This window comes from Microbacterium invictum (assembly GCF_014197265.1).
GTDB classification, from domain to species: domain Bacteria; phylum Actinomycetota; class Actinomycetes; order Actinomycetales; family Microbacteriaceae; genus Microbacterium; species Microbacterium invictum.
In genome coordinates, this window is record NZ_JACIFH010000001.1 from 52006 (window position 1) to 77554 (window position 25549).

General features: G+C 69.9%; 27 protein-coding genes. 17 read left to right on the forward strand and 10 right to left on the reverse strand.

Going from position 1 to position 25549, the window contains the following annotated elements; translation table 11 throughout:
* Positions 1-17: 17 nt before the first annotated feature.
* Positions 18-1130: an alpha/beta fold hydrolase gene (locus BKA10_RS00255; RefSeq protein ID WP_183497868.1), complete on the reverse strand. Its 1113-nt coding sequence runs from the start codon at positions 1128-1130 to the stop codon at positions 18-20.
* A 143-nt stretch (positions 1131-1273) separates the two neighbouring features.
* Here BKA10_RS00255 and proC point away from each other — a divergent pair, with 143 nt between their 5' ends.
* On the forward strand, positions 1274-2104 hold the full coding sequence (gene proC / locus BKA10_RS00260; protein WP_183500979.1) for a pyrroline-5-carboxylate reductase: 831 nt from the start codon (positions 1274-1276) through the stop codon (positions 2102-2104).
* A gap of 28 nt (positions 2105-2132) precedes the next feature.
* On the opposite strand, the gene BKA10_RS00265 is transcribed toward proC, so the two are convergent.
* Both BKA10_RS00265 and BKA10_RS00270 read right to left on the reverse strand, forming a co-directional pair.
* Complete coding sequence (locus tag BKA10_RS00265; protein ID WP_183497870.1) at positions 2133-2804, reverse strand: potassium channel family protein; 672 nt, start codon at positions 2802-2804, stop codon at positions 2133-2135.
* Positions 2797-4239: a TrkH family potassium uptake protein gene (locus tag BKA10_RS00270; RefSeq protein ID WP_183497872.1), complete on the reverse strand. Its 1443-nt coding sequence runs from the start codon at positions 4237-4239 to the stop codon at positions 2797-2799. Before BKA10_RS00270 ends, BKA10_RS00265 begins: the two co-directional genes overlap by 8 nt.
* A gap of 69 nt (positions 4240-4308) precedes the next feature.
* On the opposite strand from BKA10_RS00270, the gene BKA10_RS00275 reads away from it, so the two are divergent.
* Positions 4309-4713, forward strand: coding sequence for an ArsR/SmtB family transcription factor (locus tag BKA10_RS00275; RefSeq protein WP_183497875.1), 405 nt, complete (start codon positions 4309-4311; stop codon positions 4711-4713).
* A gap of 18 nt (positions 4714-4731) precedes the next feature.
* Here the strand turns inward: BKA10_RS00275 and BKA10_RS00280 are convergent, their stop codons facing one another.
* A complete protein-coding gene (locus BKA10_RS00280; RefSeq protein WP_183497877.1) occupies positions 4732-5514 on the reverse strand; it encodes an ABC transporter permease in 783 nt (260 codons plus the stop codon).
* Positions 5511-6407: an ATP-binding cassette domain-containing protein gene (locus BKA10_RS00285; RefSeq protein WP_183497879.1), complete on the reverse strand. Its 897-nt coding sequence runs from the start codon at positions 6405-6407 to the stop codon at positions 5511-5513. Before BKA10_RS00285 ends, BKA10_RS00280 begins: the two co-directional genes overlap by 4 nt.
* A gap of 84 nt (positions 6408-6491) precedes the next feature.
* On the opposite strand from BKA10_RS00285, the gene BKA10_RS00290 reads away from it, so the two are divergent.
* The 5 genes from BKA10_RS00290 to BKA10_RS00310 all read left to right on the forward strand — a co-directional run bounded on the left by BKA10_RS00290 (position 6492) and on the right by BKA10_RS00310 (position 8532).
* The gene (locus BKA10_RS00290) at positions 6492-7400 is read left to right on the forward strand and encodes a TetR/AcrR family transcriptional regulator (protein WP_183497881.1); all 909 of its coding nucleotides are present in this window, start codon (positions 6492-6494) and stop codon (positions 7398-7400) included.
* A gap of 105 nt (positions 7401-7505) precedes the next feature.
* Positions 7506-7697 carry a helix-turn-helix domain-containing protein gene (locus BKA10_RS00295; RefSeq protein WP_183497883.1) on the forward strand — a complete coding sequence of 64 codons (192 nt, stop codon included), beginning with the start codon at positions 7506-7508 and terminating at the stop codon, positions 7695-7697.
* Positions 7698-7780: 83 nt separating this feature from the next.
* On the forward strand, positions 7781-7879 hold the full coding sequence (locus BKA10_RS00300; protein ID WP_003792170.1) for a 30S ribosomal protein bS22: 99 nt from the start codon (positions 7781-7783) through the stop codon (positions 7877-7879).
* A 99-nt stretch (positions 7880-7978) separates the two neighbouring features.
* Positions 7979-8236 carry a glutaredoxin family protein gene (locus tag BKA10_RS00305; RefSeq protein WP_183497885.1) on the forward strand — a complete coding sequence of 86 codons (258 nt, stop codon included), beginning with the start codon at positions 7979-7981 and terminating at the stop codon, positions 8234-8236.
* Positions 8233-8532, forward strand: coding sequence for a Dabb family protein (locus tag BKA10_RS00310; protein ID WP_183497887.1), 300 nt, complete (start codon positions 8233-8235; stop codon positions 8530-8532). Before BKA10_RS00305 ends, BKA10_RS00310 begins: the two co-directional genes overlap by 4 nt.
* Before the next feature lie 94 nt (positions 8533-8626).
* Here BKA10_RS00310 and aspS read toward each other — a convergent pair whose 3' ends face one another.
* Positions 8627-9967 (reverse strand): aspartate--tRNA(Asn) ligase, encoded by a 1341-nt coding sequence (aspS, locus tag BKA10_RS00315; RefSeq protein ID WP_183497888.1) that lies wholly within the window; start codon positions 9965-9967, stop codon positions 8627-8629.
* Positions 9968-10162: 195 nt separating this feature from the next.
* On the opposite strand from aspS, the gene BKA10_RS00320 reads away from it, so the two are divergent.
* From BKA10_RS00320 to ccsB, 6 genes are read left to right on the forward strand one after another with little or no spacing between them, the layout of a single operon-like run.
* Positions 10163-10759 carry a DedA family protein gene (locus tag BKA10_RS00320; protein WP_183500980.1) on the forward strand — a complete coding sequence of 199 codons (597 nt, stop codon included), beginning with the start codon at positions 10163-10165 and terminating at the stop codon, positions 10757-10759.
* Positions 10760-10814: 55 nt separating this feature from the next.
* Positions 10815-11444, forward strand: coding sequence for a histidine phosphatase family protein (locus BKA10_RS00325; protein WP_183497890.1), 630 nt, complete (start codon positions 10815-10817; stop codon positions 11442-11444).
* On the forward strand, positions 11441-12046 hold the full coding sequence (locus BKA10_RS00330; protein WP_183497892.1) for a TlpA family protein disulfide reductase: 606 nt from the start codon (positions 11441-11443) through the stop codon (positions 12044-12046). The genes BKA10_RS00325 and BKA10_RS00330 overlap by 4 nt, the downstream gene beginning before the upstream one ends.
* A gap of 53 nt (positions 12047-12099) precedes the next feature.
* Positions 12100-12927 (forward strand): cytochrome c biogenesis CcdA family protein, encoded by an 828-nt coding sequence (locus BKA10_RS00335; protein ID WP_206686787.1) that lies wholly within the window; start codon positions 12100-12102, stop codon positions 12925-12927.
* Positions 12908-14716 carry a cytochrome c biogenesis protein ResB gene (gene resB / locus BKA10_RS00340; RefSeq protein ID WP_183497896.1) on the forward strand — a complete coding sequence of 603 codons (1809 nt, stop codon included), beginning with the start codon at positions 12908-12910 and terminating at the stop codon, positions 14714-14716. Before BKA10_RS00335 ends, resB begins: the two co-directional genes overlap by 20 nt.
* A gap of 10 nt (positions 14717-14726) precedes the next feature.
* Entirely contained in the window at positions 14727-15767 is a 1041-nt protein-coding gene (gene ccsB / locus BKA10_RS00345; protein ID WP_183497898.1) for a c-type cytochrome biogenesis protein CcsB, read from the forward strand.
* A 110-nt stretch (positions 15768-15877) separates the two neighbouring features.
* On the opposite strand, the gene BKA10_RS00350 is transcribed toward ccsB, so the two are convergent.
* Together BKA10_RS00350 and BKA10_RS00355 are read right to left on the reverse strand one after the other, a co-directional pair.
* Positions 15878-18064, reverse strand: a complete 2187-nt coding sequence (locus tag BKA10_RS00350) for a YhgE/Pip family protein (protein ID WP_183497900.1) — start codon at positions 18062-18064, stop codon at positions 15878-15880.
* Positions 18061-20946 (reverse strand): MMPL family transporter, encoded by a 2886-nt coding sequence (locus tag BKA10_RS00355; protein ID WP_183497903.1) that lies wholly within the window; start codon positions 20944-20946, stop codon positions 18061-18063. Before BKA10_RS00355 ends, BKA10_RS00350 begins: the two co-directional genes overlap by 4 nt.
* Positions 20947-21088: 142 nt before the next feature.
* Between BKA10_RS00355 and BKA10_RS00360 the strand changes: the two genes are divergently transcribed.
* The gene (locus BKA10_RS00360) at positions 21089-21715 is read left to right on the forward strand and encodes a TetR/AcrR family transcriptional regulator (RefSeq protein ID WP_183497905.1); all 627 of its coding nucleotides are present in this window, start codon (positions 21089-21091) and stop codon (positions 21713-21715) included.
* Here BKA10_RS00360 and BKA10_RS00365 read toward each other — a convergent pair.
* Positions 21708-22706 carry an o-succinylbenzoate synthase gene (locus BKA10_RS00365; RefSeq protein WP_183497907.1) on the reverse strand — a complete coding sequence of 333 codons (999 nt, stop codon included), beginning with the start codon at positions 22704-22706 and terminating at the stop codon, positions 21708-21710. The genes BKA10_RS00360 and BKA10_RS00365 overlap by 8 nt on opposite strands.
* Before the next feature lie 88 nt (positions 22707-22794).
* Here BKA10_RS00365 and BKA10_RS00370 point away from each other — a divergent pair, with 88 nt between their 5' ends.
* Together BKA10_RS00370 and BKA10_RS00375 are read left to right on the forward strand one after the other, a co-directional pair.
* Positions 22795-23130, forward strand: coding sequence for a PadR family transcriptional regulator (locus BKA10_RS00370; protein ID WP_183497909.1), 336 nt, complete (start codon positions 22795-22797; stop codon positions 23128-23130).
* A 1-nt stretch (position 23131) separates the two neighbouring features.
* On the forward strand, positions 23132-24073 hold the full coding sequence (locus BKA10_RS00375) for an HAAS signaling domain-containing protein (protein WP_183497911.1): 942 nt from the start codon (positions 23132-23134) through the stop codon (positions 24071-24073).
* A 9-nt stretch (positions 24074-24082) separates the two neighbouring features.
* On the opposite strand, the gene BKA10_RS00380 is transcribed toward BKA10_RS00375, so the two are convergent.
* Entirely contained in the window at positions 24083-24472 is a 390-nt protein-coding gene (locus BKA10_RS00380) for a glucose-6-phosphate dehydrogenase (RefSeq protein ID WP_183497913.1), read from the reverse strand.
* Positions 24473-24569: 97 nt separating this feature from the next.
* Here BKA10_RS00380 and BKA10_RS00385 point away from each other — a divergent pair, with 97 nt between their 5' ends.
* Positions 24570-25469 carry a 1,4-dihydroxy-2-naphthoyl-CoA synthase gene (locus BKA10_RS00385; protein WP_183497915.1) on the forward strand — a complete coding sequence of 300 codons (900 nt, stop codon included), beginning with the start codon at positions 24570-24572 and terminating at the stop codon, positions 25467-25469.
* Positions 25470-25549 lie beyond the last annotated feature (80 nt).

Genomic DNA, 25549 nt, shown 5'->3' on the forward strand with positions numbered 1-25549 from the left:
TGACAGGACCGCGACGGTCAGTCGGACGAGCTGAGGATGATCGTCTCGGTCGGAGGGGCGGGGGATGCCGGGTGGCCGATGTATCCGATCACCTCGAGCAGTGCACGGCGGAAGACGCCGGGCTGCTCGAGGTGCGGGGAGTGCCCCACTCCCTCGAGGCTCAGTTCGGTCACCTGGCCGCCGGCGGCGCGGTACGCCTCGAGAACGTCGCGCGTCTGCGCGATCATCTCCTGCGCCGGGGCGACGTCATCACCGGGCCATCCGGGCACGACGCCGACCTTGCCCAGGTGGTTGAGATCGAAGAACGACGTGTCCGAGACGATGGCATCGGCCGTGCCGTGCACCCACAGGATCGAGGGCTTCACGGGCAGGTCGACGATGCCGGAGGTATCGAAGTACTTCGGCGCCATCGTGTTGAGCACACCGTTGGTCCCTGCCGCGAACCCGGGCCAGTTCGGGCTCTCGACGCTGTCGCCGGGGTAGTTCCCGTCGGCGGTGGAGGTGGTCAGCATCGACTCGACCCAGATGTCCTCGACGGCCGTGACGTAGTCGCTGGACACGTAGCTGGACCGGAACACGTTGCGCGGCGAGGTCGGCGCCTCGTCGCCGGTGTCACCGTCGGTCAGCCGCTGGATGAAGTCGGCGTTGGCGCCCCCGCCGCCGACGCCGGCGTCATCGTCCGTGAGGCGTGCGCCGTCGCGCCGCGTGCCGCCGAAGCCGTAGGGCGAGATCGGTGCCTCCAGCGTGAGGGACAGCACCGGGTGGTCCAGCGCGTACTGCATGATCACGCCGGCGCCCAGCGACCACCCGACCAGGTGGGCGGTCTTGAGGTCGAGTGCCTGCATCGTCGCGAAGAGGTCGTCGCTGAAATCGCGCACCCCGCGCGTGGCATCGATGGGGAGGTTCTCCGTGTCGCCGAAGCCACGCAGGTCGACGGCGATGATCCGCAGATCGCTCGGCAGATCCTGCATCAGCTCCTGCCAGAACAGGGCGGATGACACGTTCCCGTGGACGAGGACGAGGGTGTGCTCGGCGGGCGTCTCCGGATCGTCCCCGGCGCGCTCGAGGATGTTCACCGTGAGTCGGTCGGTGTCGACGAGGCGGCTGGTGATGCCGTCGAGGAGTGTCATTCGCGGGCCCTTCGATCTTCAGCGGAAGCGCCGGGGTCTCCCGCTGATTCGACTATAGTCGCGGGTCGGCTCGGGCACATGAACCGACTCTCAGGTGGCTGCCTCAGTGGAGCTCGGCCTCGTAGGATGAGCGCGTGCCTGACATGACCTCACTTCCCCCGATCGCGATCCTCGGCGCCGGCTCGATGGGCGGCGCGATCCTGCAGGGCATCATCGCCTCCGGGCGGGATGGCGGCGTCACCGCGACGAACCGCACGCGCGAGAAGGCGGCGGCGTTCGACGGCGTGGCGGGGGTGACCAGCATCGCGCTCGAGGAGCGCCCGGACGGCAACGCCGATGCGCTCGCCGGCGCGAAGGTCGTGCTGGTAGGCGTGAAGCCGGCGATGGTGCCCGACCTGCTGCGCGAGATCGGCCCATCGATACGCCCCGGCACGATCGTGGTCAGCCTCGCGGCGGGTGTCACGATCGCGACGTTCGAGTCGATCCTGGGCACCGAGGTCCCGGTGCTGCGGTCCATGCCGAACACGCCGGCCGTCGTGGGCAGAGCCGTCACGGGTCTCGCCGCGGGAAGCGCCGTGTCGGACGAGGACCGCGCGCTGGTGAGGAGTGTGTTCGAGACCTGCGGCGCCGTCGTCGACCTCCCCGAATCGCAGATCGACGCGCTGTCGACCATCTCGGGATCGGGGCCTGCCTATGTGTTCCTGCTGATCGAGGCGCTCACCGAGGCCGCGCGCGGCAAGGGCTTCACCGACGCGGACGCGCGGCTGATGGCCGAGCAGACCTTCATCGGCGCCGCTGCGCTGCTGGATGCCACCGGCGAGGACCCCGCCGAACTCCGACGTCGCGTGACGAGCCCGAAGGGCACGACCGAACGCGCCGTGGCCGTCCTGGCCGACGCCGGGCTGCCGGCGCTGTTCGCCGAAGCCACCGACGCCGCGCTGGCACGTGCGCGGGAGCTCGCCACCGGCGCCTGAACCGGCATCCACCCGGCGGGCAGCTCTGTCAGCGGTCGAGGCCGGCGAACCGCTCGATGTCGGAGTTGGTCCCCGACACGATGATGAGGTCGTGGTTGGTCACGATCGTGTCGGCCTCCGCATAGCGGAACGGCTTGCCGGGGCTCTTCACGCCGACGACCGTCACGTGGTACTTCGTGCGCACGCCGGACTGGTTCAGGCCCACGCCGCGGATGAACTTCGGCGGGTACATCTTGGCCAGCACGAAGTCGTCGTCGAACCGGATGAAGTCGAGCATCCGTCCGCTGACGAGGTGCGCGACGCGCTCACCGGCTTCGCGCTCGGGGTAGATGACGTGGTTCGCGCCGACGCGGGCCAGGATCTTGCCGTGCGACTGCGACACGGCCTTCGCCCAGATCTGCGGCACCTTCAGGTCGACGAGGTTGGCCGTGATGAGCACCGACGCTTCGATGATCGAGCCGACCGCGACGACGGCGACCTGGAAGTCCTGCGCGCCGATCTGACGCAGGGCGTCGATGTTGCGCGCGTCGGCCTGCACGGTGTGGGTGACGCGGTCCGACCACTTCTGCACCAGCTCGAGGCTGCCGTCGATCGCGAGGACTTCACGGTCGAGCCGGTCGAGTTCACCGGCGCAGGCGGCGCCGAAGCGGCCGAGGCCGATGACGAGGACCGGAGCGTCGCTCCGCAGCTGCTCAACCAACGATGGGCCTTTCCACGGGCAGCGAGTAGTGCTGCGAACGGGATGTCGCGGCCACGGCCGCGGCGAGAGTCACTGTACCAACGCGCCCCATGAACATCGTCAGCGCCATGACGTAGGACGCGGAGTCGGGCAGGGTCTCGGTGAGACCGGTAGACAGGCCCACGGTGCCGAAGCCGGAGATGACGTCGAAGAGGACGTCGGCGATGGGTGCCTGGGTGATCTGCGCGATCGTGATGGTGGCGATCGCGATGATCGTCGCGCCCCACGCCACGACCGACAGTGCCACGCGCTGCACGTCGCTCGGGATCCGGCGGCCGAACACCTCGACGCTCTGGCGGCCACGGGCCTCCGACCATACGGCCAGGGCCATGACGGCGAGGGTGGTCACCTTGATGCCACCGGCGGTCGAGGCCGACCCGCCTCCCACGAACATGAGCATCGACCCGACCACGAGCGACGAGCCGTGCAGGTCGCCGATCTCGACGACGGAGAACCCGCCCGAGCGCGTCATCGCCGACAGGAAGAGGGCCTGGAAGGTGGTGTCCCAGGCATCCAGCTCGCCGAAGGTCGCGGCATTGTCGAACTCGAGCAGCGCGAATACGCCGGCGCCGACGAAGAACAGGATGACGGTCGTGATGAGGGTGAGTTTGGCGTGCAGCGACCAGCGCCGGACGTGCCAGTGGTGGCGCCACAGGGTGAAGATGACGGGGAATCCGATCGAGCCGAGGAACACGCCCACCATCAGCACCGAGAGCATGAAGTAGTTGTCCGCGAAGGGGTCGAGTCCGCCGGCGTTCGGGCTGAAGCCGGTGTTGGTGAACGACATCGCCGCATAGTACGGCGCCTCCCACAGTGCGGTCAGCGGGTCGATCCCCGACAGCAGGAGTGACGGATAGAGCAGGATCGCCAGCGCCACCTCGATCACGAGAGTGGACAGCGCGACGGTGGCCAGCAGCTGGCCGACCTCGCCCAGTCGCACGGTCTGGCCCTCGTTGACCGGGCCGCCGCGGGCACGCAGCGGATTGGAGTCGCCGGCGGCGAGGAGCTTGGCCCGCAGTCCGAGCTTCTTCGAGATGACGAGCCCCAGGATCGACGCGAGCGTCAGCACTCCCAGCGCTCCGACGTTGACGCCGACGTAGACCAGCACGTGCCCGAAGGGCGACCAGTGGGTGCCCATGTCGACGGTCGACAGGCCTGTGACGCAGATGGTCGACACCGCTGTGAACAGGGCGTCGGCCAGGGGAGTGGGCGTGCCGTCGGCCGATGCCGCGGGCAGTGAGAACAGCGCCGTGAACACGAGGATCAGCGTCGTGAAGATGAGGACGGCGAAGCGGGAAGGCGATGAGGTGGTCAGATTGCGCAGCGTGTGCCACCACGAGCGCGGTGTGGAGATCAGCGTGCGCTGGAGGCGCTCACCGACGGTCGGACCCGCCATGTCGCCGCCCCTTTCGCTGCAGAACCGTTGTCATGGTACTCCGGCGGGTGGGCGGGCTAACCTATGGTCATGGCGGACATCTTCGACGTGATCGCCGACGGCACCCGTCGGGACATCCTGCAACTGCTTCTGGGTCGATCCGATGCGGGGGAGCGGGGCACGAGCGTGTCGCAGATCGTCGCCGAGTTGGGCGTCAGCCAGCCCACCGTGTCGAAGCACCTCAAGGTTCTCCGCGAAGCAGCGCTCGTGTCGGTCCGCGAAGAGGGCCAGCACCGCTACTACAGCCTGTCGCCCGAGCCGCTCGACGCGGTCGACGACTGGCTGGTGCCGTTCCTCGACGATGGGTCGGTGGATGCCGCCGTCTCGGTCGCCCTGTCCGAATCCGCCGCCCAGGCCGCCGAGCGGCTCGGCCGCGCCGCCGCATCGGCCAAGCACGTCTTCGACAACGCGTTCAAGAAGCTGCCCGGGCGCTGAGGCGCCGCGGCGGCACGGTCAGCCTCGGGAGCGGTGGTGGCGGAACAGCCACGCGCCCCAGAGGACGCCGATCGCGAGGATGCCGGTGCACCACGCCAGGGCGATCAGGGCCGTGCCTGTCGTCGGTGAGCCCATGAGCAGTCCGCGGATCGTCTCGATGATCGGAGTGATCGGCTGGTGCTGCGCGATCGGCTGGAGCCAGTCGGGCATGCTGGGCACCGGCACGAACGCGCTCGACAGGTACGGCACGAACAGCAGGATGAACCCGTAGCCGTTCGCGGCCTCGGGGCTGCCGGCGGCCAGGCCGATCGCGGCGAACAGGTAGGTGATCGCGAGGATGTAGAGCGCGATCACCAGTACCGCGCCGACCCAGCCGGCGAGGCCGGCTGTCGGCCGGAACCCGACCAGCAGGGCGACGCCGATCACGATCGCCGTGGCCAGCAGGTTGCGCAGCAGGCTCGAGACGACGTGGCCGGTCAGCACCGCACTGGCGCGGATGGGCATCGTGCGGAAGCGATCGACGATGCCCGTCTTCGTGTCGTTCGCGACGTAGAGCGCGGTCGACGAGGCGCCGAAGCCGGCGCACAGCAGGATGATGCCGGGGGTGACGTAATCGACGTAGGAGCCGGTCGCATCGATGGCGCCTCCGAAGACGAACGTGAACAGCAGCATGAGCATGACCGGCAGCATGATCGCCATCAGCAGTGACTCGCCGTCGCGCAGCGAGTGCAGCAGGCTGCGCCGGACGAAGACGGCCTCGGGGACGAGCCCGCGCGCGGCGGGGGCTGTGAGCGTGGTCATGCGATCTCCTTCATGCGCGTGTCGGGGGTGGGCGCGTCGCCGGTGAGAGCGAGGAACACGTCGTCGAGGGTGGGCCGGCGCAGCGTGATCTGCGCCGCTGCGGAGTCGGGGCTCAGGGAGGACAGCACCGAACGAATACCGGCGGCGGTGCCGTCGGTGGGATGTACTGCGTGCACCTCGCCGTCTTCGCCGTGCACCTCGAGCGTCTCGCCGCCCACGCGCGCCTTCAGCTCGGTTGCCGTGCCCTCGGCGACGATGCGCCCGCCGTGGAGCACCGCGATGCGGTCGGCGAGCTGGTCGGCCTCCTCGAGGTACTGGGTCGTGAGGAACACGGTGGTGCCGCCGCCGGCCAGCGCCCGGATCACGTTCCACAGCTCACGCCGGCTGCGCGTGTCCAGCCCCGTCGTGGGTTCGTCGAGGAACAGCACTTCGGGCGTCGCGACGAAGCTGAGTGCGAGGTCGAGCCGGCGTCGCATGCCGCCCGAGTAGGTGCCGACGCGCCCTCGTGCGGCGTCGGCGAGGTCGAACTGCTCCAGCAGTTCGCTCGCGCGGCGTCGGGCCGATCGGGTCGACAGCCCCCGCAGCCGTCCCATCATGACGAGGTTCTCGGTGCCGGTGAGCACGTCGTCGACGGCGGCCGACTGGCCGGTGAGGCTGATGCGCTGCTTCACCCGGCCGGGTGCGCGTGCGACATCGTCGCCGCAGATGACGGCCGTACCGCCGTCCGCGCTCTCCAGCGTGGTGAGGATGTTGATGGTCGTCGACTTTCCGGCGCCGTTCTGGCCGAGCAGTGCGAACACCTCCCCGCGACTGACGGTCATGTCGAGGCGGTCGAGCACCGTGTGCGGGCCGTAGCTCTTTCGCAGACCGCGGACGTCGATTGCGGCATCCATTCGGTGTCCCTTCATTGTGTACGGGCAAAACTGTTTATGACGCTAACACACTGTTTACGAGATATACAGTCCTAGACTGTGGGCATGACCGACCCGAGCGATCCCGACCTGCCGCGCGGACTCGCGCTCGCGTGGGGCGTCGCCGCGACCCCGCAGCGCGGCCCCAAGCGTGAGATGTCCGTGGAGCGGATCGTCGAGGCGGCCGTCGAGCTCGCCGATGCCGAGGGGCTGGCGGCGGTGTCGATGGCGGCCGTCGCCGCCCGGCTGGGCTACACGCCCATGTCGCTGTATCGGTACGTGACCGCGAAGGACGATCTCATCCTGCTCATGCAGGAGGAGGCGACGGGGCTGCCGACCGACCAGACGCGCGAGGGCGACTGGCGCCGACGGCTCGAGACGATCTATCGCGAGCAGGTGCAGCTCTACCTGCAGCACCCGTGGGTGCTCGACGTCCCGATCAGCGGCACACCGGTCACCCCGAACGGTGCGGCGTGGATGGATGCCGGACTGGCGGCGCTCACGGAGACTGTGCTGACCCACGACGAACGGCTCGCGGTCATCCTGCTGGTGACCGGACAGTCGCGCTGGACGGGCATGGTCATGGCCGGATACGCGCGCAGCATGCGAGAGCGGGGGGTCTCGGATGCTGAGGTCACCGCTGAAGAGGATGCGCTGTTCCGCCTGCTGATCTCGCCCGACGCCTACCCCGACCTGCGCGCGGCGATCGACGCGGGCGTGTTCCTCGAAGAGGGCGACCCGTTTTCGTTCGGGCTGGCGCGGGTGCTCGACGGCGTCGACGCGTATCTTGCCCGGGCGGCCGACGGCGCCCGCGACGCCCCGCGGCCGTGGGTGACCAGCGACGACGCCGACATCGCCGAAGACAAGAGCTACCGAGCGGCCGTCAAGGCCGTGCGCGAGGCCGAGCGGTCTCTGCGCGACGCGCGCAAGCAGGCCCGGCAGGCCGCGCGAGCCGCGCGCGACCGCCTGCGGTGACCGCGCCCGGCCGCAGCGACGCTGTCACAGCAGTCACGCAGGTTTACACGCGTCCCGCCGACCCCATAGGATTCACTGAACAGAACGGAAATCCGGGGGGACACGATGTCAGAGCTGCCTGATGTGCGCTTTCTGACCGTCGCAGAAGTGGCGGAGCTCATGCGTGTGTCCAAGATGACCGTTTACCGGCTCGTGCACTCGGGTGAACTGCCCGCCGTGCGCTTCGGCCGCAGCTATCGCGTGCCCGAGACGGCCGTCACCGAGGCCCTGCAACGCCCGATCTCGGATGTCGGCTAGAATAACCCGAGGCATTTTTTCGGTTTGCCCGTTCCCGGACGCTGTTTCATTGCGTCCAGACCCCAGACGATGTGAGGTTATCCGTGGGTTCAGTCATCAAGAAGCGCCGTAAGCGCATGGCGAAGAAGAAGCACCGCAAGCTGCTTCGCAAGACGCGCCACCAGCGCCGCAACAAGAAGTAATCGGCCGCAAGATGCACCGAGCGCCTGTCCTCGTGACGGGCGCTTCGTGTCTGCGGCGACGGTGACCGGCACCGGTCTCCGATGCGCGAAGATGGATCCGTGGCCACGCTCACCCTCATCTCGAAGCCCGACTGCCATCTCTGCGATGTCGCGCGGGAGATCGTCGAGACGGTCGTGGCGGACCTGCCCGAGGGTGCGGTCGACATCGAGGAGCGGTCGATCGCCGACGATCCCGCGCTGTATGCGCAGTGGTGGGAGAAGATCCCGGTCGTCCTCATCGACGACCGGCTGCACGCGCACTGGCGACTGTCGGCCGATCGGCTGCGCGTCGCCCTGACTCAGGAGGCAGCGGAATGATCCGCCACATCGTGTCTTTCCGGCTCGCGGCTCGGGATGCCGGGGTCCGCGCGGAACAAGCCGCAGAAGCCGCCCGACGGCTCAACGCACTGAACGGCGTGGTGCCGACGCTGCGGGCGATGAGTGCGGGCGGCAACATGCTGAGCCCCGACGTGAACTGGGACCTGGTGCTCGTCGCCGACTTCGACGACGAGGCCGGGCTCAACGCCTACCAGGTGCACCCTGCGCACCAGGAAGTCGCCGCGTACATCGGCACGATCCGCGCCGACAGGGTGGCCGTCGACGTCGAGGTCTGAGGCTGCACCGACCGGAGTCCGATCAGATCTGGTCGCTGCTGCTCAGGCGGTGATGCGGGCGCGCAGAGCCGTCAGCTCAGCACCGCGCCCATGACTACGGGGCCAGGCGCGTCGGGCCGCGGAACAGGTAGGTGACCTCGCGGATCGAGTCCTGGCCGAGCAGCAACATCAGCAGGCGGGCAAGCCCCATGCCGAAGCCGCCGTGGGGCGGGGCGCCGTAGCGGAAGAAGTCGAAGTAGAAGTCGAGGTGCTCGGGCTCGAGGCCCTTCTCGGCGGCCTGCGTGATCAGCACGTCGACGCGGTGTTCGCGCTGGGCACCCGTGGTGATCTCGACGCCCTGGAACAGCAGGTCGTACGACTTGGTCAGCCCGGTCTTCTCGTCGCGCATGTGATAGAACGCGCGGATCTCAGGGTGGTAGTCGGTGATGAACACGAACTGGTGGCCGTAGGTCTCGAGCACGTGCGCCGAGATCTGACGCTCTCCCTCGGGGTCGAGGTCGCCGTCGGTGCGGGGAATGTCGTAGCCGCGGGCCTTGACGATCTCGCGGGCCTCGGCCAGGGGGATGCGCGGGAACGGCACCGTCGGCACGACGATGTCGAGGTCGAACAGCTCCTTGATCTCGGCGCCGTGCTTGTCTGCGACGGCCCCGATCGCGGTGGCGAGCAGCTCCTCCTGCATCGTCGCGACGTCTTCGTGCGAATCGATCCAGCTGATCTCGGCGTCGATCGAGGTGAACTCGGTGGCGTGACGACTCGTGAACGAGGGGTCCGCGCGGAAGGCCGGGGCGATCTCGAAGATCTTCCCGAATCCGGCGACCTGCGCCATCTGCTTGAAGAACTGCGGCGACTGCGCGAGGTAGGCGGTCTGGTCTTCGAAGTAGTCGAGCGAGAACAGCTCGGCGTTGGACTCGGATGCGCTGGCCATCAGCTTCGGCGAGTGCACCTCGATGTAGTCGCGATCGATCCAGTACGAGCGCATGGCGTGCTCGAGCGTGGTCTGGACGCGGAAGATGAGGTTGTTGCGACGCTGACGCAGGTCGAGGAAGCGCCAGTCCATGCGCTTATCCATGCCGCTGTCGGCCGCGATCGGCGTCTCGGCCAGGGCCGCGGCGGCAACGTCCAGCGCGCCGATCTTGATCTCGACGCCACCCAGCTTGACGCGCTCGTCGTGTTTGAGCTCACCGGCCACGGTGAGGAATGTGCCGTGGGACAGCTCGGAGATCAGCGTTGTGAGGGCGAGGGCTCCGGCATCCTGTTCCGACCCGTCCTCCGCGGGGCGCGTGGCGGGGTTGACCAGCTGTACCGACCCGGTCTCGTCGCGCAGGATGACGAACTGCACCTTCTTCTGGTCGCGGACGGTCTCGACCCATCCCGATACCGAGACGGGGCCGTCCTGACGTGCCTGCAGATGCTGGACCAATACGCGTTCGCTCACGAGGGAACAGTCTACGTGTGGGGTGCAGCGGGCGCCGTCCCGGGCGCGGAGGGCGGCAGTTCGGGGCAGCCCGCAGACTGCCCGGGGGCAGGCTCCCATGAACTGTTCATCCGGGCCGTTTAGCGTGGAGGCGTGACTGCATCTGCGCCCGACGGTTCCTGGCTGAGCACTCTCGTCGACGGGATCGTCTCGCTCATGGAGGTCATCGGACCCGTCGGCGCGGGCATCGCGATCGCGCTGGAGAACCTCTTCCCTCCGCTGCCGAGCGAGATCATCCTGCCCATGGCGGGCCTCGCCGCCGGGCAGGGCTCGTTCTCACTGGCCGAGGCGCTGATCTGGACCACGCTCGGATCGGTCGTCGGGGCGCTCATGCTTTACGGGCTGGGCGCGTGGCTGGGGCTGCGCCGGGTCCGCGCGATCGCCGACAGGCTGCCGCTGGTCAAGGTCGAAGACGTCGACCGCACGGTCGCGTGGTTCGGCGCGCACGGGGGCAAGGCGGTGTTCTTCGGGCGCATGATCCCGATCTTCCGCAGCCTCATCTCCATCCCCGCGGGTGTGGTGCGCATGCCGCTGCCACGATTCACGCTGCTGACACTCGCCGGCTCCGCCATCTGGAACTCGGTCTTCGTCCTGGCCGGATACATCCTGGGTGACCAGTGGCACGTCGTCGAGACGTACGCGGACGTCCTGCAGTACTTCGTGATCGCGGCCACGGTGATCGCGGTCGTGGTGTTCATCGGCATCCGGATCCGGCAGCTGCGCGCACAGCGGGCGCTCTCCGACGCCGCCTGACGGGCGCCGCCCGCACCCAGGCCGTCCACAGACGCCGCTCACGTAGACTGGGGCGGTGCCCGCAGCCCGCCTCCATCTCGTGCGCCACGGGGAGGTTCACAACCCCCGTCGTGTGCTGTACGGGCGGCTCCCGGAATTCCGGCTGAGCGCCGCCGGGCGGCAGATGGCGCGGGCCGCCGCCGAGCACATCCACGCGATGGAACGCCCGGTCGGGGCACTGGTGTGCTCTCCGCTGGAGCGCACCCGCGAGTCGGCCATGCCGTTCGCCGAGCTGTTCGGGGCCGAGCCGGTCGTCGATGCCCGTGTGATCGAACCGACGAATGTCTTCGAGGGCAAGCGCATGAAGCGTGCGCTCATGAACCCCCTCAACTGGCGGCACCTGCGGGCACCCGCCGTGCCGAGCTGGGGTGAGCCGTATGCGCAGGTGGTGCGGAGAATGGATGCCGCGATGCGTGACGCCTGGCATCGCACGGCCTCGGGAGACGTCGTGATCGTGTCGCACCAGCTGCCGATCTGGGTCACGCACCTCGCCATCGCGGACGAGCCGCTGCAGCACGATCCGCGCCGCCGTCGCTGCACCCTGTCGAGCGTCACGAGCTTCGAGCTCGAGGGCGACACCTGGCGGGAGACCGACTATGCCGAGCCGGCAGACGCGGTCGGCGCCGTGGATGTGGGAGCCGTATGACCATTCTTCGCCGCATCGCCGCCGTGGCCACCGCCGCGGGGCTGGTCCTCACGCTCGCCGCCTGCGCGGGCGAGAACGATGACCTCGCCGACCTCTACAAGCAGGGCGGCAACCAGGGCTTCATCTCCGGCGACGGGCGGGTCGAGCAGATTCCGGTCGATGAGCGCGGCGAGCCCGTCGAGTTCACCGGCACCGCCGTCGACGGCTCGACGGTCACGAGCGCCGATTACGCCGATCAGGTGCTCGTCCTCAACTTCTGGTATGCGGAGTGCGGGCCGTGCCGCGCCGAAGCGCCGTTGCTCGAAGAGGCCTACGAGGCAGCCGTGCCCGCCGGGGCCGACTTCCTCGGCGTCAACATCTACGACGGCCCCGAGCAGGCCGCTGCCTTCGAGGAGACCTACGGCATCACCTACCCTTCGGTGCTCGCCAGCGGCGACGTCGACCTGAAACTCGCATTCACGTCCTGGACGTCGCTGCAGGCCGCGCCGACCACCCTCGTGCTCGACGCCGAGGGCCGGGTCGCGGCCCGCTTCTTCGGGCAGCTTGAGAGCAGCTCGATCCTGCGCAGCATCGTCAAAGACACCGTCGCGGAGGCCTCGTGAACCCGGGTGCCGTCGTCTTCGACGGCGCGCTGTGGCTCGCCATCCCGATCGCGATGCTGGCCGGCCTCGTCTCCTTCCTCTCGCCGTGCGTCCTGCCCCTGGTCCCCGGCTACCTGGGATTCCTGGGTGGCGCCACCGCCGGCCGCCCGCGGCGCGACGACACCTCAGACGCTCACGTGGGAGACGCCGAAGTTCGCAGAATCGCGTCACATTCGCACGATTCCGGAGATTACGTGCGAACTTCGCGCGATCCTGCGGAGTCGGCCACGACCACGCGCGCCGCGGGGCGGGGGGATGCCACCGGCCGCGGCCGCCTGCTGCTGGGCGTCGTCCTGTTCATCGCCGGCTTCACGCTCGTGTTCGTCGCGATGGGCGTGTTCGCCGGCACGATCGGGCGCGTCTTCCTGCAGTACCAGGATCCGATCACCCGCGTGCTGGGCGTGGTCATCATCGCGATGGGCCTCGTGTTCATCGGCGTCTTCGGCTTCGCGCAGCGGACCTTCCGCCCGCAGCTGCGCGAGAACGTCGGCCTGATCGGCGCTCCTCTGCTGGGCATCGCGATGGGCCTGGGCTGGGCGCCCTGCATCGGCCCGACCCTCGCCGCGATCCTGTCGATGGGCTACAGCCAGGCCGACCCCGGCCGGGCGGGACTGCTCGCGGCCGCGTACTCGATCGGCCTCGGCCTGCCTTTCGTCCTGCTCGCGGTCGGCTTCGGCTGGGCCACGAAATCGGTCGCGGTCCTGCGTCGCCACATCCGCGCGATCAACATCATCGGCGGGGCACTGCTGATCATCCTCGGTGTCCTCATGGTCACCGGCGTCTGGACGGCGACCATGTCGCAGCTGATGGGGGTGATGAACAGTGTCGAACTCCCCATCTGAGGCCACCACCGACGTGTCCGATCCGCTGCGCCCGCGCGACCACGCCGACTCCGCGCCGGAGGATCGTACGATCGTCCAGCCCCAGCTCGGCCTGGTGGGCTGGCTGCGGTGGGGCTGGCGTCAGCTGACCAGCATGCGCACCGCGCTGGTGCTGCTCCTGCTGCTGGCGATCGCCGCCGTTCCCGGATCGCTCGTGCCGCAGCGCACCGCCGACCCGAACGGCGTCACCCAGTACCGCGCGGACAACCCCGACCTGTACCCGGTCCTCGACTCGCTGCAGATGTTCGACGTGTACTCCTCGGTGTGGTTCTCGGCGATCTACATCCTGCTGTTCATCTCGCTGATCGGCTGCGTGATCCCGCGCACCAAGCATCACTTCAAGGCGATGAAGGCACGCCCGCCGCGCACGCCCGCGCGGCTGACGCGACTGGACGACCACGCCGAAGCGACGGTGCGCGTCGCGGAGGGGATGGATGCCGGTGCCGCGGCGACCGAGGCCGTCGACCTGGCCGAGGCGCAGCTGAAGCGCGCCGGGTACCGGGTCGAGCGCTACGACGCGCGCGGCGCGGCATCCGTCTCCGCAGAGCGGGGATACCTCCGCGAGACGGGCAACCTCGTCTTCCACGGCGCTCTGGTCGGCGTACTGCTGGCCGTCGGTGTCGGCGGGGGACTGACCTACACCGGCCAGACCGTCATCATCGAGGGCGATGGGTTCGTCAACTCGCTGGGTCTGGGCTATTCGTCCTTCAACCCCGGCCGGTTCGTCGACACCGAGAACCTCTCGCCGTATTCGATCACCCTCGACCGGTTCGACGTGAGCTACGTGCCCATCGGCATGGCCGGCCAGGGCCAGGCGGGGGACTTCGCGGCGCACGTGACGACGAGGGAACCGGGCGGCGAGCCGGTCGAACAGGATGTGCGCGTCAACCACCCGCTCGACATGGCCGGCGACCGCGTCTACCTGATGGGCAACGGCTACGCGCCGACGATCACGGTCCGCGACCCCGACGGCGACGTCGTGTTCCGCAAGGACGTGCCGTTCCTGCCGCAGGATACGTTCATGACGTCGCAGGGCGTCGTCAAGGTCGCCGACGGGCTCGACGAGCAGCTCGGCCTCGTCGGGTTCTTCTACCCGACCGCCGTCGACGGGCACAGCGGCGCGTTCGCCTCCGGCTACGGCGACCTGATCAACCCGCTCCTCACATTCTGGGTGTACTCCGGCGATCTGGGGATCGACGACGGCACCCCGCGTTCGGTGTACACGCTCGACCCGACCGGCATGACCCAGATCGCCGGCGGCGACAGTGACGCCGAAGCGCTCGAGCTCGCCCCCGGACAGACCGTCGACCTGCCCGGCGGCTTGGGCACCGTCACTTTCGAGGACGCCACGGAAGCGGGAGCGGACGAGGTCGTCAAGCGCTACGTGTCGCTGTCGGTCCACCGTGACGTCGGCGCGCCGTGGGTGCTCGCGTTCGCGATCCTCGCGCTCGCCGGACTCCTCGTCGCCCTGTTCGTTCCCCGCCGGCGCATGTGGGTGAAGGCGACCCCCGCGGGTGGCACGCTGCAGGTCGAGTACGCGGGTCTCGCGCGCGGAGAGGACCCGGCGATCGCCGCGGCGGTGGCCGACCTGGCCCGTGACCATCGAGCCGCCCTGGCCGCGGCCGGGCTGACCGTCGAGCCCGAGTCCGACCCCGAGCACGAGCGCGAGCCCGCCTCCGAGCGCGAGCCCGCCTCCGAGCCTGACACCGAGCCGGAGCGCGACGCCCCGCTCGAAGACGACCGAAAGTAGAATGATCGCCATGCCCGATACCGGAATCACGCTCGAAGAGATCTCGGTGCTGTTGGTGTGGACTGCGCTGGCGATCTACACCCTCGCCTTCCTCGCGTACGCGATCGACCTGGCGCGACGTTCCGACCTCGCCATCAAGTCGAAGGACGCTGCCCAGACCCGCGAGCTGGTCGCCGCCGGGGGCCAGACGATCAGTGAGGTCCGCGCGCAGGAGGCCGCCGCGCTGACCGCGCTCGAAGCCGCACCCGCGCAGCGCGTCCGCTACCTGTGGGCCCGCATCGGCACGTCGCTGACCGTCCTCGGCTTCCTGTTCCACGTCGGCGCCGACCTCACCCGCGGCATCGCGGCCGGACGCGTCCCTTGGTCGAACAACTACGAGTTCGCCCTCACCGGCACGATGCTCATCGTCGCGGTGTACCTCGTCGTCCTGTTCCGCTACGACCTGCGCTTCCTCGGGGCGTTCATCACGGGCATGATCGTGGTGCTCCTCGGCGGCGCGGCCATGGCCTACTACGTCGAGGTCACCCCGCTGGCCGACCCGCTCAAGAGCGTGTGGCTGGTCATCCACGTGTTCGTCGCCTCGCTCGCGAGCGCCTTCCTGGCCCTGGCGTTCGCGCTGTCGGTGCTTCAGCTCATGCAGGCGCGCCGGGAGCGGCTCGCTCTCGCCGCGGCATCCATCACCGGCTCTGCCGAGAAGCCGGCGAAGACGGGGCCGCGCTTCCTGCGCACGCTGCCCTCGTCGGATGCGCTCGAGTCCCTCGCGTACCGCTTCGCGATCATCGGCTTCAGCTTCTGGACCTTCACACTCATCGCCGGCGCCATCTGGGCCAACGACGCGTGGGGACGTTACTGGGGCTTCGATACGAAAGAAGTCTGGACCTTCGTCATCTGGGTCCTCTACGCCGGATACATCCACGCGCGCGCCACGCGCGGCTGGCGCGGCACCCGGTCGGCGTGGCTGTCGATCATCGGATTCACGGCCGTCATCTTCAACTTCACGATCGTGAACCAGTTCTTCAAGGGCCTGCACGCCTACAGCGGCCTGAACTGACCACGGCTCCCGCCGCGAGCCGCGTACTTCCGTGCGAGCCGCATAGGTGGGGCCGCACGAACGTATGCGGGTCGGTTGAACCTATGCGGCTCGGCGAAGTGGGGTGCGAGTCAGGCGGTGGCGATGGATGCCGTGAGCACGGCCCGCGCGCTCGTCGAGCGGCGGCGGGTGACGGCGATGATCGTCGCGATGAATGCGAGGCCGGTCCACACGATCATCCCGACGATGCCGGCGCCCACGCCGCCGGCGCCGGTCAGCGCGGCGAGCATCGCGTCGTAGACGGGCGTCGTGGGCATGAGCCCGGCGATGGAGGTCAGCACGCCGGGCACCGTCGAGACGATGCCGGTCGCGACCGCGAGCACGCCGACCAGCGCAGCGATCCAGCGCCCGGCGCCGCCGAACACCGCCACCAGCGCCTGGTTGACCGCGGCGAAGGCGACCCCGGCGAGCACCGCAAGGCCCGCGAAGGCGAACCACGTGCCCGCGTCGTACTCCGCGGCCAGCTGCACGATACCGGCCACGAGCAGGCCCTGCGCGGCACCGATCGCGGCGGCCGGAGCGAGGCTGCGCGCAGCGAGCAGCGCCGACGGGCGGCGTGAGCTCAGCGCGTGCCGCGGCACGGCCTGCAGCGCGATGAACGACGCGAGGCCGCCGAACCACAGGGCCAGCATCGCCAGCAGCGGGATCGCCGAGGCGCCGAAGATGTTCGTCCCGAGGCCGCTCGCCTCGACCGGGTTCGCCACGACGGATGCCAGGTCGGTGGCCTCGTCGTCGGTGTACGACGGCAGTGCCTCGGCGGCGGTGCCCAGGCCCTCAGCGAGCGTGCCGGCGCCGTCGCTGAGCTGGCCGACGCCGTCGGAGAGGTCGCGGGCGCCGTCGGCGAGCTGACCGATGCCGTCGGCGAACTCGCCGGCGCCGCCGGCGGCTGCTCCAGCTCCGGTCGCGAAGGTCTGCGCGCCCGTGGCGAGCTGCGTGGCACCGCCCGAGAGCTGCGTGGCGCCGTCGGCGAGGTCCGACATGCCGCCGGCCAGCTGGCCGGCGCCGGTCGCGGTCGCGGTGGCGCCGTCGGCGAGTTCGTTCATGCCGCCCGCGAGCGCGGACGCGCCGTCGGCGGCGTCCTGCAGGCCGGCGGTGAGCGCCGGTCCGAACTGGGCGAGCTGTTCGACCTGCGCGGCCACATCTGCGGACTGGTCGATCACGCCGGTGATGGTCGGCAGCGCCTCGTTCGTCCGCGTGGAGACTTCGGCCAGCGTGGCGCACAGCTGGGCGGATCCGCCCTGCGCCGCGCAGTCGGCAGCAGCCTGCGCGAGCCGCGCCGCGGCATCCGTCACCGCCGTGTTGATCTCGCCGCTGTTGCCGGCGATCTCATTGACGCCGTCGATGATCTCCTGCGGCACGGCGGGGAGCTGGCCGACCTGGTCGGCCATGAGCTGCAGGCCGCCGGCGAGGTCGGACGTGCCGGCCGAGATGTCGCGCGCGCCGGCCGCCCAGGTGTTCAGGCCGTCTGCGGTCGCGGTGGTTCCCGCAGCCAGCTGCGCGGCGCCGCCGGCGAGACCGGACGCGCCGTCGGCGATGCCGCCGGCTCCGTCGGCCAGTCCGTCGGCCCCGCCGGCGAGTTCACGGATGCCGTCGGCCAGCGAGTACGCGCCGGCCGCCGCAGTGTCGGCCCCGTCGGCCCAGGTCGCCGCGCCGGTCGCCGCCTCGGTCGCCCCGTCGGCGAGCTGCTGCGCGCCGTCGGCCGCTTCGCCGAGCTGATCGCCCAGTGTCGTGAAGCCGAGGAAGACGTTCTCGAGGTACAGCGACGACAGCTGCTCGCCCATCAGGTCAGCGGCCGCCTGCGTCACCTGAGCGGTGATCGCGTCGTCGACGATGAGGCTGTCGGGCGCGGTCGTCACCTCGATGGTGGCGCGCTCGGGCGTGTTCCCGGGCGCCGTCGACGTCGCGGCGGCGGAGAAGTTCTCGGGGATGGTGATCACGGCGTCGTAGGTGCCGTCGGCCAGGCCCGCAGCGGCGTCCTCGTCGTTCGAGATGGTCCAGTTCAGGTTCGATTCGAGGTCGTCCGAACCTTCGACCAGGCCCGCGGTCAGTTGACGACCCAGCGGCACCATCTGCCCGTCGAGCGTCACCGGCTCGTCGTTGTTCACGACGGCGGTGTTCATGGCATCCAGCCGCTCGACCGGGTTGTACAGCGCGGCCACGAGCACGCCGCCGATGACGACGGGCAGCAGCAGCACGCCGATCAGCGTCAGCCAGGTGACAGGCCGCCGGGAGCGGGCGCGTTCGATGGGGAGAGTCATGCGGAGATCACCTGCGAATCGGTGGGAGTGGAATCAGTGGATGCCGGGTGGGTCTGCAGCGGCAGCGTGAGCACGCTGGGGCGGTGCGCATCGGCGAAGAGGTCGAGGGCGGGGCCGTCGCGGCGCGCAGTGGCCACGACGGTGAGCGGAGTCGCGGCGGCCGCGAGCCGGTCGGCGGCATCGCGCAGCAGCGCGGCTGCCTGGTCGCGGTCGGCGCCGGTGAGGGTGTCGATGCCGTCGATGACCACGAGGCGGGTGTCGCGCTCGAGCGCACGACGCAGTTCCGTCAGCGGCTCGGCCGCACCGTCGAGTAGCGCGAGGCCGACGTGGGCGCGCACCCAGGCGGCACGGCCCGGGAGCAAGTGCCCGGCCACCCGCAGGCGGCCGTCCTGGGCGGTCACGCGTCCGGCGACCGTCAGTGCGAAGGCACGTGCGGCGCGCGGGTCGGCGCTGGTCACCAGCAGGGTCTCGCCGTGCCGGACGCGGAATGTGGCATCCGAGAAAAGCGTGACCTCGCCGAGGCCGCGTCCCCCGTCCACGCGCACGGCGACGTCGTCCCCGGCGAGCGGCTCGGCGTAGTCCGGCTCGGGCCACTCGGCCAGCTGCAGCTCACGCTCGACAGCCTCGCCTTCGATGTCGAAGTGGGGGAGGACCCGGTCGAGCCACCGCGGCATCCACCATGCCTTCTCGCCCAGCAATGTCATGACGGCCGGAACGAGCGTCATGCGCACGAGGAATGCGTCGACGGCGATGCCGACGGCCAGGCCCAGGGCGATCGGCTTGATCGACGAGTCACCCTCGGGGACGAACGCGGCGAACACCGCGAACATGATGACTGCGGCGGCGGTGACCACGCGGGCCGAGGCGGTGAACCCGCTGCGCACGGCCGCGACGGCGGTGTGCCGGTCGGCCCGCCCTCGGCGGGCGCGCCGGGAGTGCACGTAGTCCTCGCGCATGCGCGAGACGAGGAACACCTCGTAGTCCATCGCCAGGCCGAACAGCACGCCCATCAGGATGATCGGCATGAAGCTGATGACCGGCCCGGTCTTGTCGACGTGCAGCAGGTCGGCCAGCCAGCCCCACTCGAACACGGCGGCGACGACGCCGAACGAGGCGCCCACCGACAGCAGGTACCCGACGGCGGCCTTGATCGGCACCCAGACCGACCGGAACACGATCATGAGCAGCACCAGTGACAGGCCGACGACGAAGACGCCGAAGGGGACCAGCGCCGCGCCGAGCCTGTCGGAGATGTCGATGCCGACGGCGGTGAAGCCGGTGACCTTGAGGTCGACGCCGTACTCCTCGAGCAGCCGGTCGTGCTGGGCGCGCAGCTCGCGCACCAGCTCGGCGGTGGCCGGGTCGTCGGGGGCGGTCTCGGGGACGATCTGGATCAATCCGGTGTCGGCGGTCTCGTTGGGGGTCGCCAGAGCGACCTCTTTGACCCCGGGGATCTGCTCGATCTCCGCCTTCAGGTCGGCCATGAGACCCAGCGGGTCGGTCGAGGTGACGATCGTGCCGGCCATCACGAGCGGGCCGTTGGCACCGGGGCCGAAGTGCTTGGCGTTGAGGTCGTACGCCTGGCGGGCCTCGCTGGTCACCGGCTGGACGCCGGCATTGGGCAGGGCCAGGGCGAGGCTCGCCGCAGGAATGGCGGCCAGCCCCAGGCCGACCGTGACGGCGACCGTGGTGATCACGGGATGGCGGGTCACGAGCATGACCCAGCGGTTGTACTTGGGACGACGCTTCGCCGATTTCTCGGCCAGTGCAGGCGCCTCGGTCTCGGCGGCCTGAGCGGTCTCGCGCTTCCCTGCCCTGCGGCCCGTCGGCAGGGCGATGCCGGCCGAGGTGAGGTGGCCCCACCCCGCGACCCTGCCCTTCGAGAAGCCGAGCAGCGCGGGGGTCAGCGTCACGGCCACCACGACCGCGATCGCGACGGCGACCGCGGCGGCGATGCCCATCGTGGTGAGGAACGGGATGCCCGCGAAGCTCAGCCCGATGAGGGCGATGAGCACCGTGACGCCGGCGAAGACGACGGCGGAGCCGGCGGTTCCGGTCGCCCGGGAGGCGGACTCCTCGGGGTCGACGCCGGTGCGCACCTGGTCTTGATGTCGCGCGACGATGAACAGCGCGTAGTCGATGCCGACGGCCAGCCCCAGCATGATCGCGAGCATGGGGGTGACCGATGAGATCGATGCGAACGCGGTGGAGAAGTAGATCAGGGCGATCGCCAGGCCCACGCCGATCAGCGCGCTCACGAGCGGGAAGAAGGCGACGGCGAACGAGCGGAAGGTGATGATCAGCACGAACAGGGCGATCAGCACCCCGACCGCCTCGATGATCGACAGCGCCGGCATGGACGTCGCGAACAGGTCGCCGCCGAGGGCGATCTGCGTGTCTTCGGGCACGGCCGCGCGGAAGGAGTCGGTGACTGCTTCGACCTCGGCGACGCTGTCCTCGGGGATGTCGGTCGACTGGCCGTCGAACTGGATCTGGATGATGGCCGCCTGCTCGTCGTCCGAGACGAGTCCGGTGACCATCTCGTCGAACGGGTCGGTGACGGCCAGCACCTTGTCGACGGCGGCGATCTCATCGACCACCGTCCCGATCTCCACGGCGAAGGCGTCGTCGGTGACACTCATGCCCTCGGGCGCGACCACGACCAGCTGGGCGCTCGTGCCGCTGGCCTGGGGGAACGAGCGCTCGAGCAGCTGAATGCCCTCCTGCGCCTCGGTCCCCGGGATCGAGAAGGAGTTGTCGGTGCCCTGCATGAACACGAGTGCGCCGCCGCCGGCGAGGCCGAGCAGGAGCAGCCACGACACCAGCACCCGCCACGGGTGACGGTAGGACCAGCGGCCGAGAGAGGAAAGAATGGTGGACAACAGGCGCTCCGGTGTGATGATCAGGATGATTCGATACAGCGCTGTATCCAATACACTGTTGTATCGTAACGACGCGGCTCCCCGCAATCCTGGGGAGTCGGTGTGAACATCGGATGATGGATGCCGGAAGGAGGCCGCCCGCATGAGCGACGCGACCACACGGCCGAGCACGCGCCGCCGCGAGCAGACGCGCGCGCGGCTGCTCGACGCGGCGCACGAGATCTTTGGCGAGGTCGGCATGGACGGTGCGTCGGTCGAGGCGATCTGCGAACGCGCGGGTTTCACTCGAGGGGCGTTCTATTCGAACTTCGACTCGAAGGACGAGCTGTTCCTCGCCCTCGTGTCGAGAATGGCCGAGGCGAAGATGGACGAGGTCGCCGGTCGCGTGCGCGATCTGAGCACCTCGGCCCCGCTGCAGCCCGCCGCGCTCGTGCGACAGGTGCTCGGCGTCTCGCTCGGAGAGCACACGGAGCCGCAGCTGATGAGCGAGATCCGCACGCAGGCGCTCCGCGATCCGCGGATGGCGCAGGCCTACCTCGCCTGGCACGAGAGGCTGCAGGCCCGCGTTGCGGCGGTGATCCGTACCGTCGTCGACACCCAGGGCGTCCGCCTGCGGCTCAGCGTCGACGAGGCGGCGCGGCTGCTGCTGAGTCTTTCGGAGGAGAGCTCGATGTTCGCGACGATCGAAGGCAAGAGCGAGGCGCAGATCGGTGCGGTGCTGGCCGATCGCCTCGAGCACCTCGTGACGCTGCTGGTCGACGTCAGCTGACTGCGGCGAGCAGCCCGTAGCAGCGCGAGACCCGGTCGAGCCACCACTGCCGACGGTCGGTGGATGCCGCGTGCGCGCGCAGCAGGTCGGGGTCGGGTGCGACCGGCTCGACCGTGACGAACCCTGCCCGCGGCACCAGCGGGGCGGCGGTGACATCGGCGCGCAGCAGCGCGGCCGTCCCCAGTCCGCAGTCGTAGTCGAGCTGGGGGAGGGATGCCGCCAGCGCAGCGCCCATGGACAATCCGACGCTCGTGTCCAGCGCGCTCGAGACGACCGCCGGCAGCCCGGCCTGCGCGACGATCTCGAGTGCGCGGCGCACGCCGCCCAGGGGCTGCGCCTTGACGACCAGCAGGTCGGCCGCGCCGGCCCGCGCGACCGCGAGCGGGTCGGCGGCCTTGCGCACGCTCTCGTCGGCCGCGATCGGCACGCCCATGTACTTCACGCGCCGCCGCAGCTCGGCGAGTTCCTCCACCGTCGCGCAGGGCTGCTCGGCGTACTCGAGGTCGAACTCGGCCAGCCGGTGCAGGGCGTGCTCGGCTTCATCCATGTTCCAGCCGCCGTTCGCGTCGATGCGGATGCGGCCCTCGGGTCCCATCACCTCGCGCACGGCGCGGACGCGGGCGACGTCATCGTCGAGCGACTGGCCGCGTTCGGCGACCTTGACCTTCGCCGTCCGGCATCCATCGAACCGCGCCAGCACTCCCGGCACGGCGTCCGCGGTCACGGCCGGCACCGTCGCATTGACCGGAATGGCCGTGCGCAGGGGGGCCGGCTGCCGGGTCCAGCCGAAGTCGATCGCCGCGGCCAGCCAGGTCGCCGCCTCGGCGTCGTCGTACTCGGCGAACGGTGAGAACTCGGTCCACCCCTCGGGGCCGCGCAGCAGCAGCGCTTCGCGCACATCCACCCCGCGGAATCGGGTGACCAGCGGCAAGGCGACCACGTGCACCTCGGCGAACAGATCGGCCAGTGGAGGAAGGCGGGTGGCGGTCATGGGTCCATCCTGGTCCGTTTACGCGCCGGCCGCAGTCCAATGATGTGTCACTCGCCTATAGTGTGTATCATACTGTATAGTGTTGATCATGACCGATACCGAAGCCCTCGAGACGCATCTGCAGGAGCTCCGTCGCGGCACCGTCGTGCTGGCGTGCCTGCGGCTGCTTGAGCACTCCGGGTACGGGTACGCGCTTCTCGAAGAACTCACCGGCCGCGGGTTCGAGACAGACGCCAACACGCTCTACCCGCTCCTGCGCCGTCTCGAGAAGCAGGGGCACCTCACGAGCGAGTGGAACACGGACGAGTCCCGTCCGCGGAAGTTCTACCGCACGAGCGACGCCGGCCGGCGGCTGGCGCGCGCTCTCACGACCGACTTCGACGCGATCGCCACCGCGATCGCCGCACTGCCCGAGGAGGGCTGACATGACCGCCACCCTGACCGACCGTTACATCGACGCCGTCATCCGATCGCTGCCCGAGTCGCAGCGGGCCGACGTCGCCGCCGAGCTGCGCGCGTCGATCGCCGACCAGATCGACGACCGCGGCGCAGACGGCCAGCCTGCGGGCGCCTTCGAACGCGAGGTGCTCACCGCGCTCGGCGACCCCGACGCGCTCGCCGCCGGCTACGCCGACCGCACGCTGCAGCTGATCGGGCCGCGCTACTACCTCGACTGGCTGCGCCTCGTGAAGCTGCTGCTGTGGATCGTGCCGCCGGCCGCCGCGTTCGGCGTCGCGCTGGGCCAGGCCCTCAGCGGCGAGGCGCCCGGCACGATCATCGGGACCACGATCGGCATCACGATCACCGTCGCCGTGCACACGGTGTTCTGGACGACGCTGGTGTTCGCGCTCGTCGAGCGCTCGTCGGGGAACGACGCCGCGCCGCTGACGACCTGGAGCCTCGACAAGCTGCCCGAGCCCCGCCAGAGCGGCGCGACCTTCGTGGACATGGTCGCGGCGATCATCATGCTGCTGATCGGCGCCGCCGCGGTGCTGTGGGATCACTTCCTCGGCTTCGTGCCGGGCATGCACCTGTCGTTCCTGAACCAGGACCTGTGGCCCTGGTGGATCGCCGGGCTGTTCGTCGTGATGGCAATGGAGGCCGCTCTCGCGATCGCCGTGTTCCTGAAGGGTCGCTGGACCATGCCGCTGGCGGTGCTCAACACCGTGCTCGCCGTCGCCGTGGCGGTGCCCGCGCTCTGGCTGCTCTTCCAGGGTCAGCTGCTGAACCCGGAGTTCTTCCCCACGCTCGTCACCGACGGCGAGGGGCCGAAGGTGCAGCAGATCGTCACGATCGTCACCGGCTTCGTCATCGCCGGGGTCTCGGTGTGGGACATCATCGACGGGTTCCTGAAGGCCCGTCGCTGACCGGAAGGCTCAGCCGACCTGCTGGCCGCACATCCCGCACAGGCCCGACGGCGGCACCTCGATGAAGCAGTCCGGGCACAGCACAGCCGGCCGCTCCGGAATACTCGGGGCGGCCGGTTTGCGCGGTGCGGCGCTGCGCTGACGGCGCGCTCGGCCCTCGGGCTCGGGCGTCATACGCCGGGGCAGCGGGCGGTGGATGCCGCAGTAGAGACGCACGAACCCGGCCGGGTTGTTCGGGTGTCGCAGCTTCACCGCCCACAGGTCGGCGCGGTCCCGCGCGGGCTCGTCCACGGGGCAGGCCGCGCACCGTGCCGGTTCGCCCGGCATGGCCTCGTCGGCCCGGACCGGGGTGTCGAAGGGGAGGGCATCGCGCCAATCCGACGAAGTTCTGATCTGCATGGGCCGCTCTTCTCCGGCATCCATTCGGAATGAACACCCTCCCTTCCAGGATCGCACGGTTGGCTGAGCGCCGCGCGCCTCCGCGTAGGCTGGGCAGGTGACCGTTTCCGAGCTGTTCGACCCTGCTGAATGGATGCCGGCACCCGGCGCCGAGGACTACACCGACATCACGGCGCACACCTCGACCGACGGCCGCATCGCGCGCATCGCGTTCGACCGACCCGAGGTGCGCAACGCGTTCCGCCCGCACACGGTCGACGAGCTGTACCGGGCGCTGGACATCGCCCGGCAGGACCCGAAGATCGGCGTCGTGCTGCTGACCGGCAACGGTCCGAGCCCCAAGGACGGCGGGTGGGCGTTCTGCTCCGGCGGCGACCAGCGCATCCGCGGGCGCGACGGCTACAAGTACTCCGAGGACGAGACGTCGGTGGCCGACCCCGCCCGCGCGGGACGACTGCACATCCTCGAGGTGCAGCGGCTGATCCGGTTCATGCCGAAGGTCGTCATCGCCGTGATCCCCGGCTGGGCGGCCGGCGGTGGGCACTCGCTGCACATCGTCTGCGACCTGTCGATCGCCTCGGAGCGGGCGCAGTTCAAGCAGACCGACGCCGACGTGGGCTCGTTCGACGCCGGCTACGGCTCGGCGTACATGGCGCGTCAGGTCGGCCAGAAGACGGCACGCGAGGTGTTCTTCCTCGCCGAGGAGTACTCGGCGCAGCGCGCCTACGAGATCGGCGCGGTCAACCGGGTGGTGCCCCACGCCGAGCTCGAGGGCGAGGCGATCGCGATGGCGCGCACGATCCTCGGCAAGTCGCCCACGGCGATCCGCATGCTGAAGTTCGCCTTCAACGCGGTCGACGACGGAATGGTCGGCCAGCAGGTGTTCGCCGGGGAGGCCACGCGCCTCGCCTACGGCACCGACGAGGCCGTCGAGGGCCGCGACGCGTTCCTCGAGAAGCGTGACCCCGACTGGGCCCCCTACCCGTACCACTTCTGAGCATGTTCGTCTCGCAGGACTTTCGCGCGTGCCGGCCCCATTCGGGCCGCATTCCGCCGTGCGGAGAGCCGTGCCGGCGG

Coding starts and splice junctions, on each gene's coding strand:
- BKA10_RS00360 (WP_183497905.1), top strand. CDS start 21,089: ATGAGCGACGCGACCACACGGCCGAGCACGCGCCGCCGCGAGCAGACG.
- ccsB (WP_183497898.1), top strand. CDS start 14,727: ATGCCCGATACCGGAATCACGCTCGAAGAGATCTCGGTGCTGTTGGTG.
- BKA10_RS00270 (WP_183497872.1), bottom strand. CDS start 4,239: ATGGCGGGTCCGACCGTCGGTGAGCGCCTCCAGCGCACGCTGATCTCC.
- proC (WP_183500979.1), top strand. CDS start 1,274: ATGACCTCACTTCCCCCGATCGCGATCCTCGGCGCCGGCTCGATGGGC.
- BKA10_RS00375 (WP_183497911.1), top strand. CDS start 23,132: ATGACCGCCACCCTGACCGACCGTTACATCGACGCCGTCATCCGATCG.
- BKA10_RS00370 (WP_183497909.1), top strand. CDS start 22,795: ATGACCGATACCGAAGCCCTCGAGACGCATCTGCAGGAGCTCCGTCGC.
- BKA10_RS00330 (WP_183497892.1), top strand. CDS start 11,441: ATGACCATTCTTCGCCGCATCGCCGCCGTGGCCACCGCCGCGGGGCTG.
- BKA10_RS00280 (WP_183497877.1), bottom strand. CDS start 5,514: ATGACCACGCTCACAGCCCCCGCCGCGCGCGGGCTCGTCCCCGAGGCC.
- BKA10_RS00310 (WP_183497887.1), top strand. CDS start 8,233: ATGATCCGCCACATCGTGTCTTTCCGGCTCGCGGCTCGGGATGCCGGG.
- BKA10_RS00255 (WP_183497868.1), bottom strand. CDS start 1,130: ATGACACTCCTCGACGGCATCACCAGCCGCCTCGTCGACACCGACCGA.
- BKA10_RS00275 (WP_183497875.1), top strand. CDS start 4,309: ATGGCGGACATCTTCGACGTGATCGCCGACGGCACCCGTCGGGACATC.
- BKA10_RS00320 (WP_183500980.1), top strand. CDS start 10,163: ATGGAGGTCATCGGACCCGTCGGCGCGGGCATCGCGATCGCGCTGGAG.
- BKA10_RS00365 (WP_183497907.1), bottom strand. CDS start 22,706: ATGACCGCCACCCGCCTTCCTCCACTGGCCGATCTGTTCGCCGAGGTG.
- BKA10_RS00350 (WP_183497900.1), bottom strand. CDS start 18,064: ATGACTCTCCCCATCGAACGCGCCCGCTCCCGGCGGCCTGTCACCTGG.
- BKA10_RS00380 (WP_183497913.1), bottom strand. CDS start 24,472: ATGCAGATCAGAACTTCGTCGGATTGGCGCGATGCCCTCCCCTTCGAC.
- BKA10_RS00290 (WP_183497881.1), top strand. CDS start 6,492: ATGACCGACCCGAGCGATCCCGACCTGCCGCGCGGACTCGCGCTCGCG.
- BKA10_RS00295 (WP_183497883.1), top strand. CDS start 7,506: ATGTCAGAGCTGCCTGATGTGCGCTTTCTGACCGTCGCAGAAGTGGCG.
- BKA10_RS00285 (WP_183497879.1), bottom strand. CDS start 6,407: ATGGATGCCGCAATCGACGTCCGCGGTCTGCGAAAGAGCTACGGCCCG.
- BKA10_RS00335 (WP_206686787.1), top strand. CDS start 12,100: ATGCTGGCCGGCCTCGTCTCCTTCCTCTCGCCGTGCGTCCTGCCCCTG.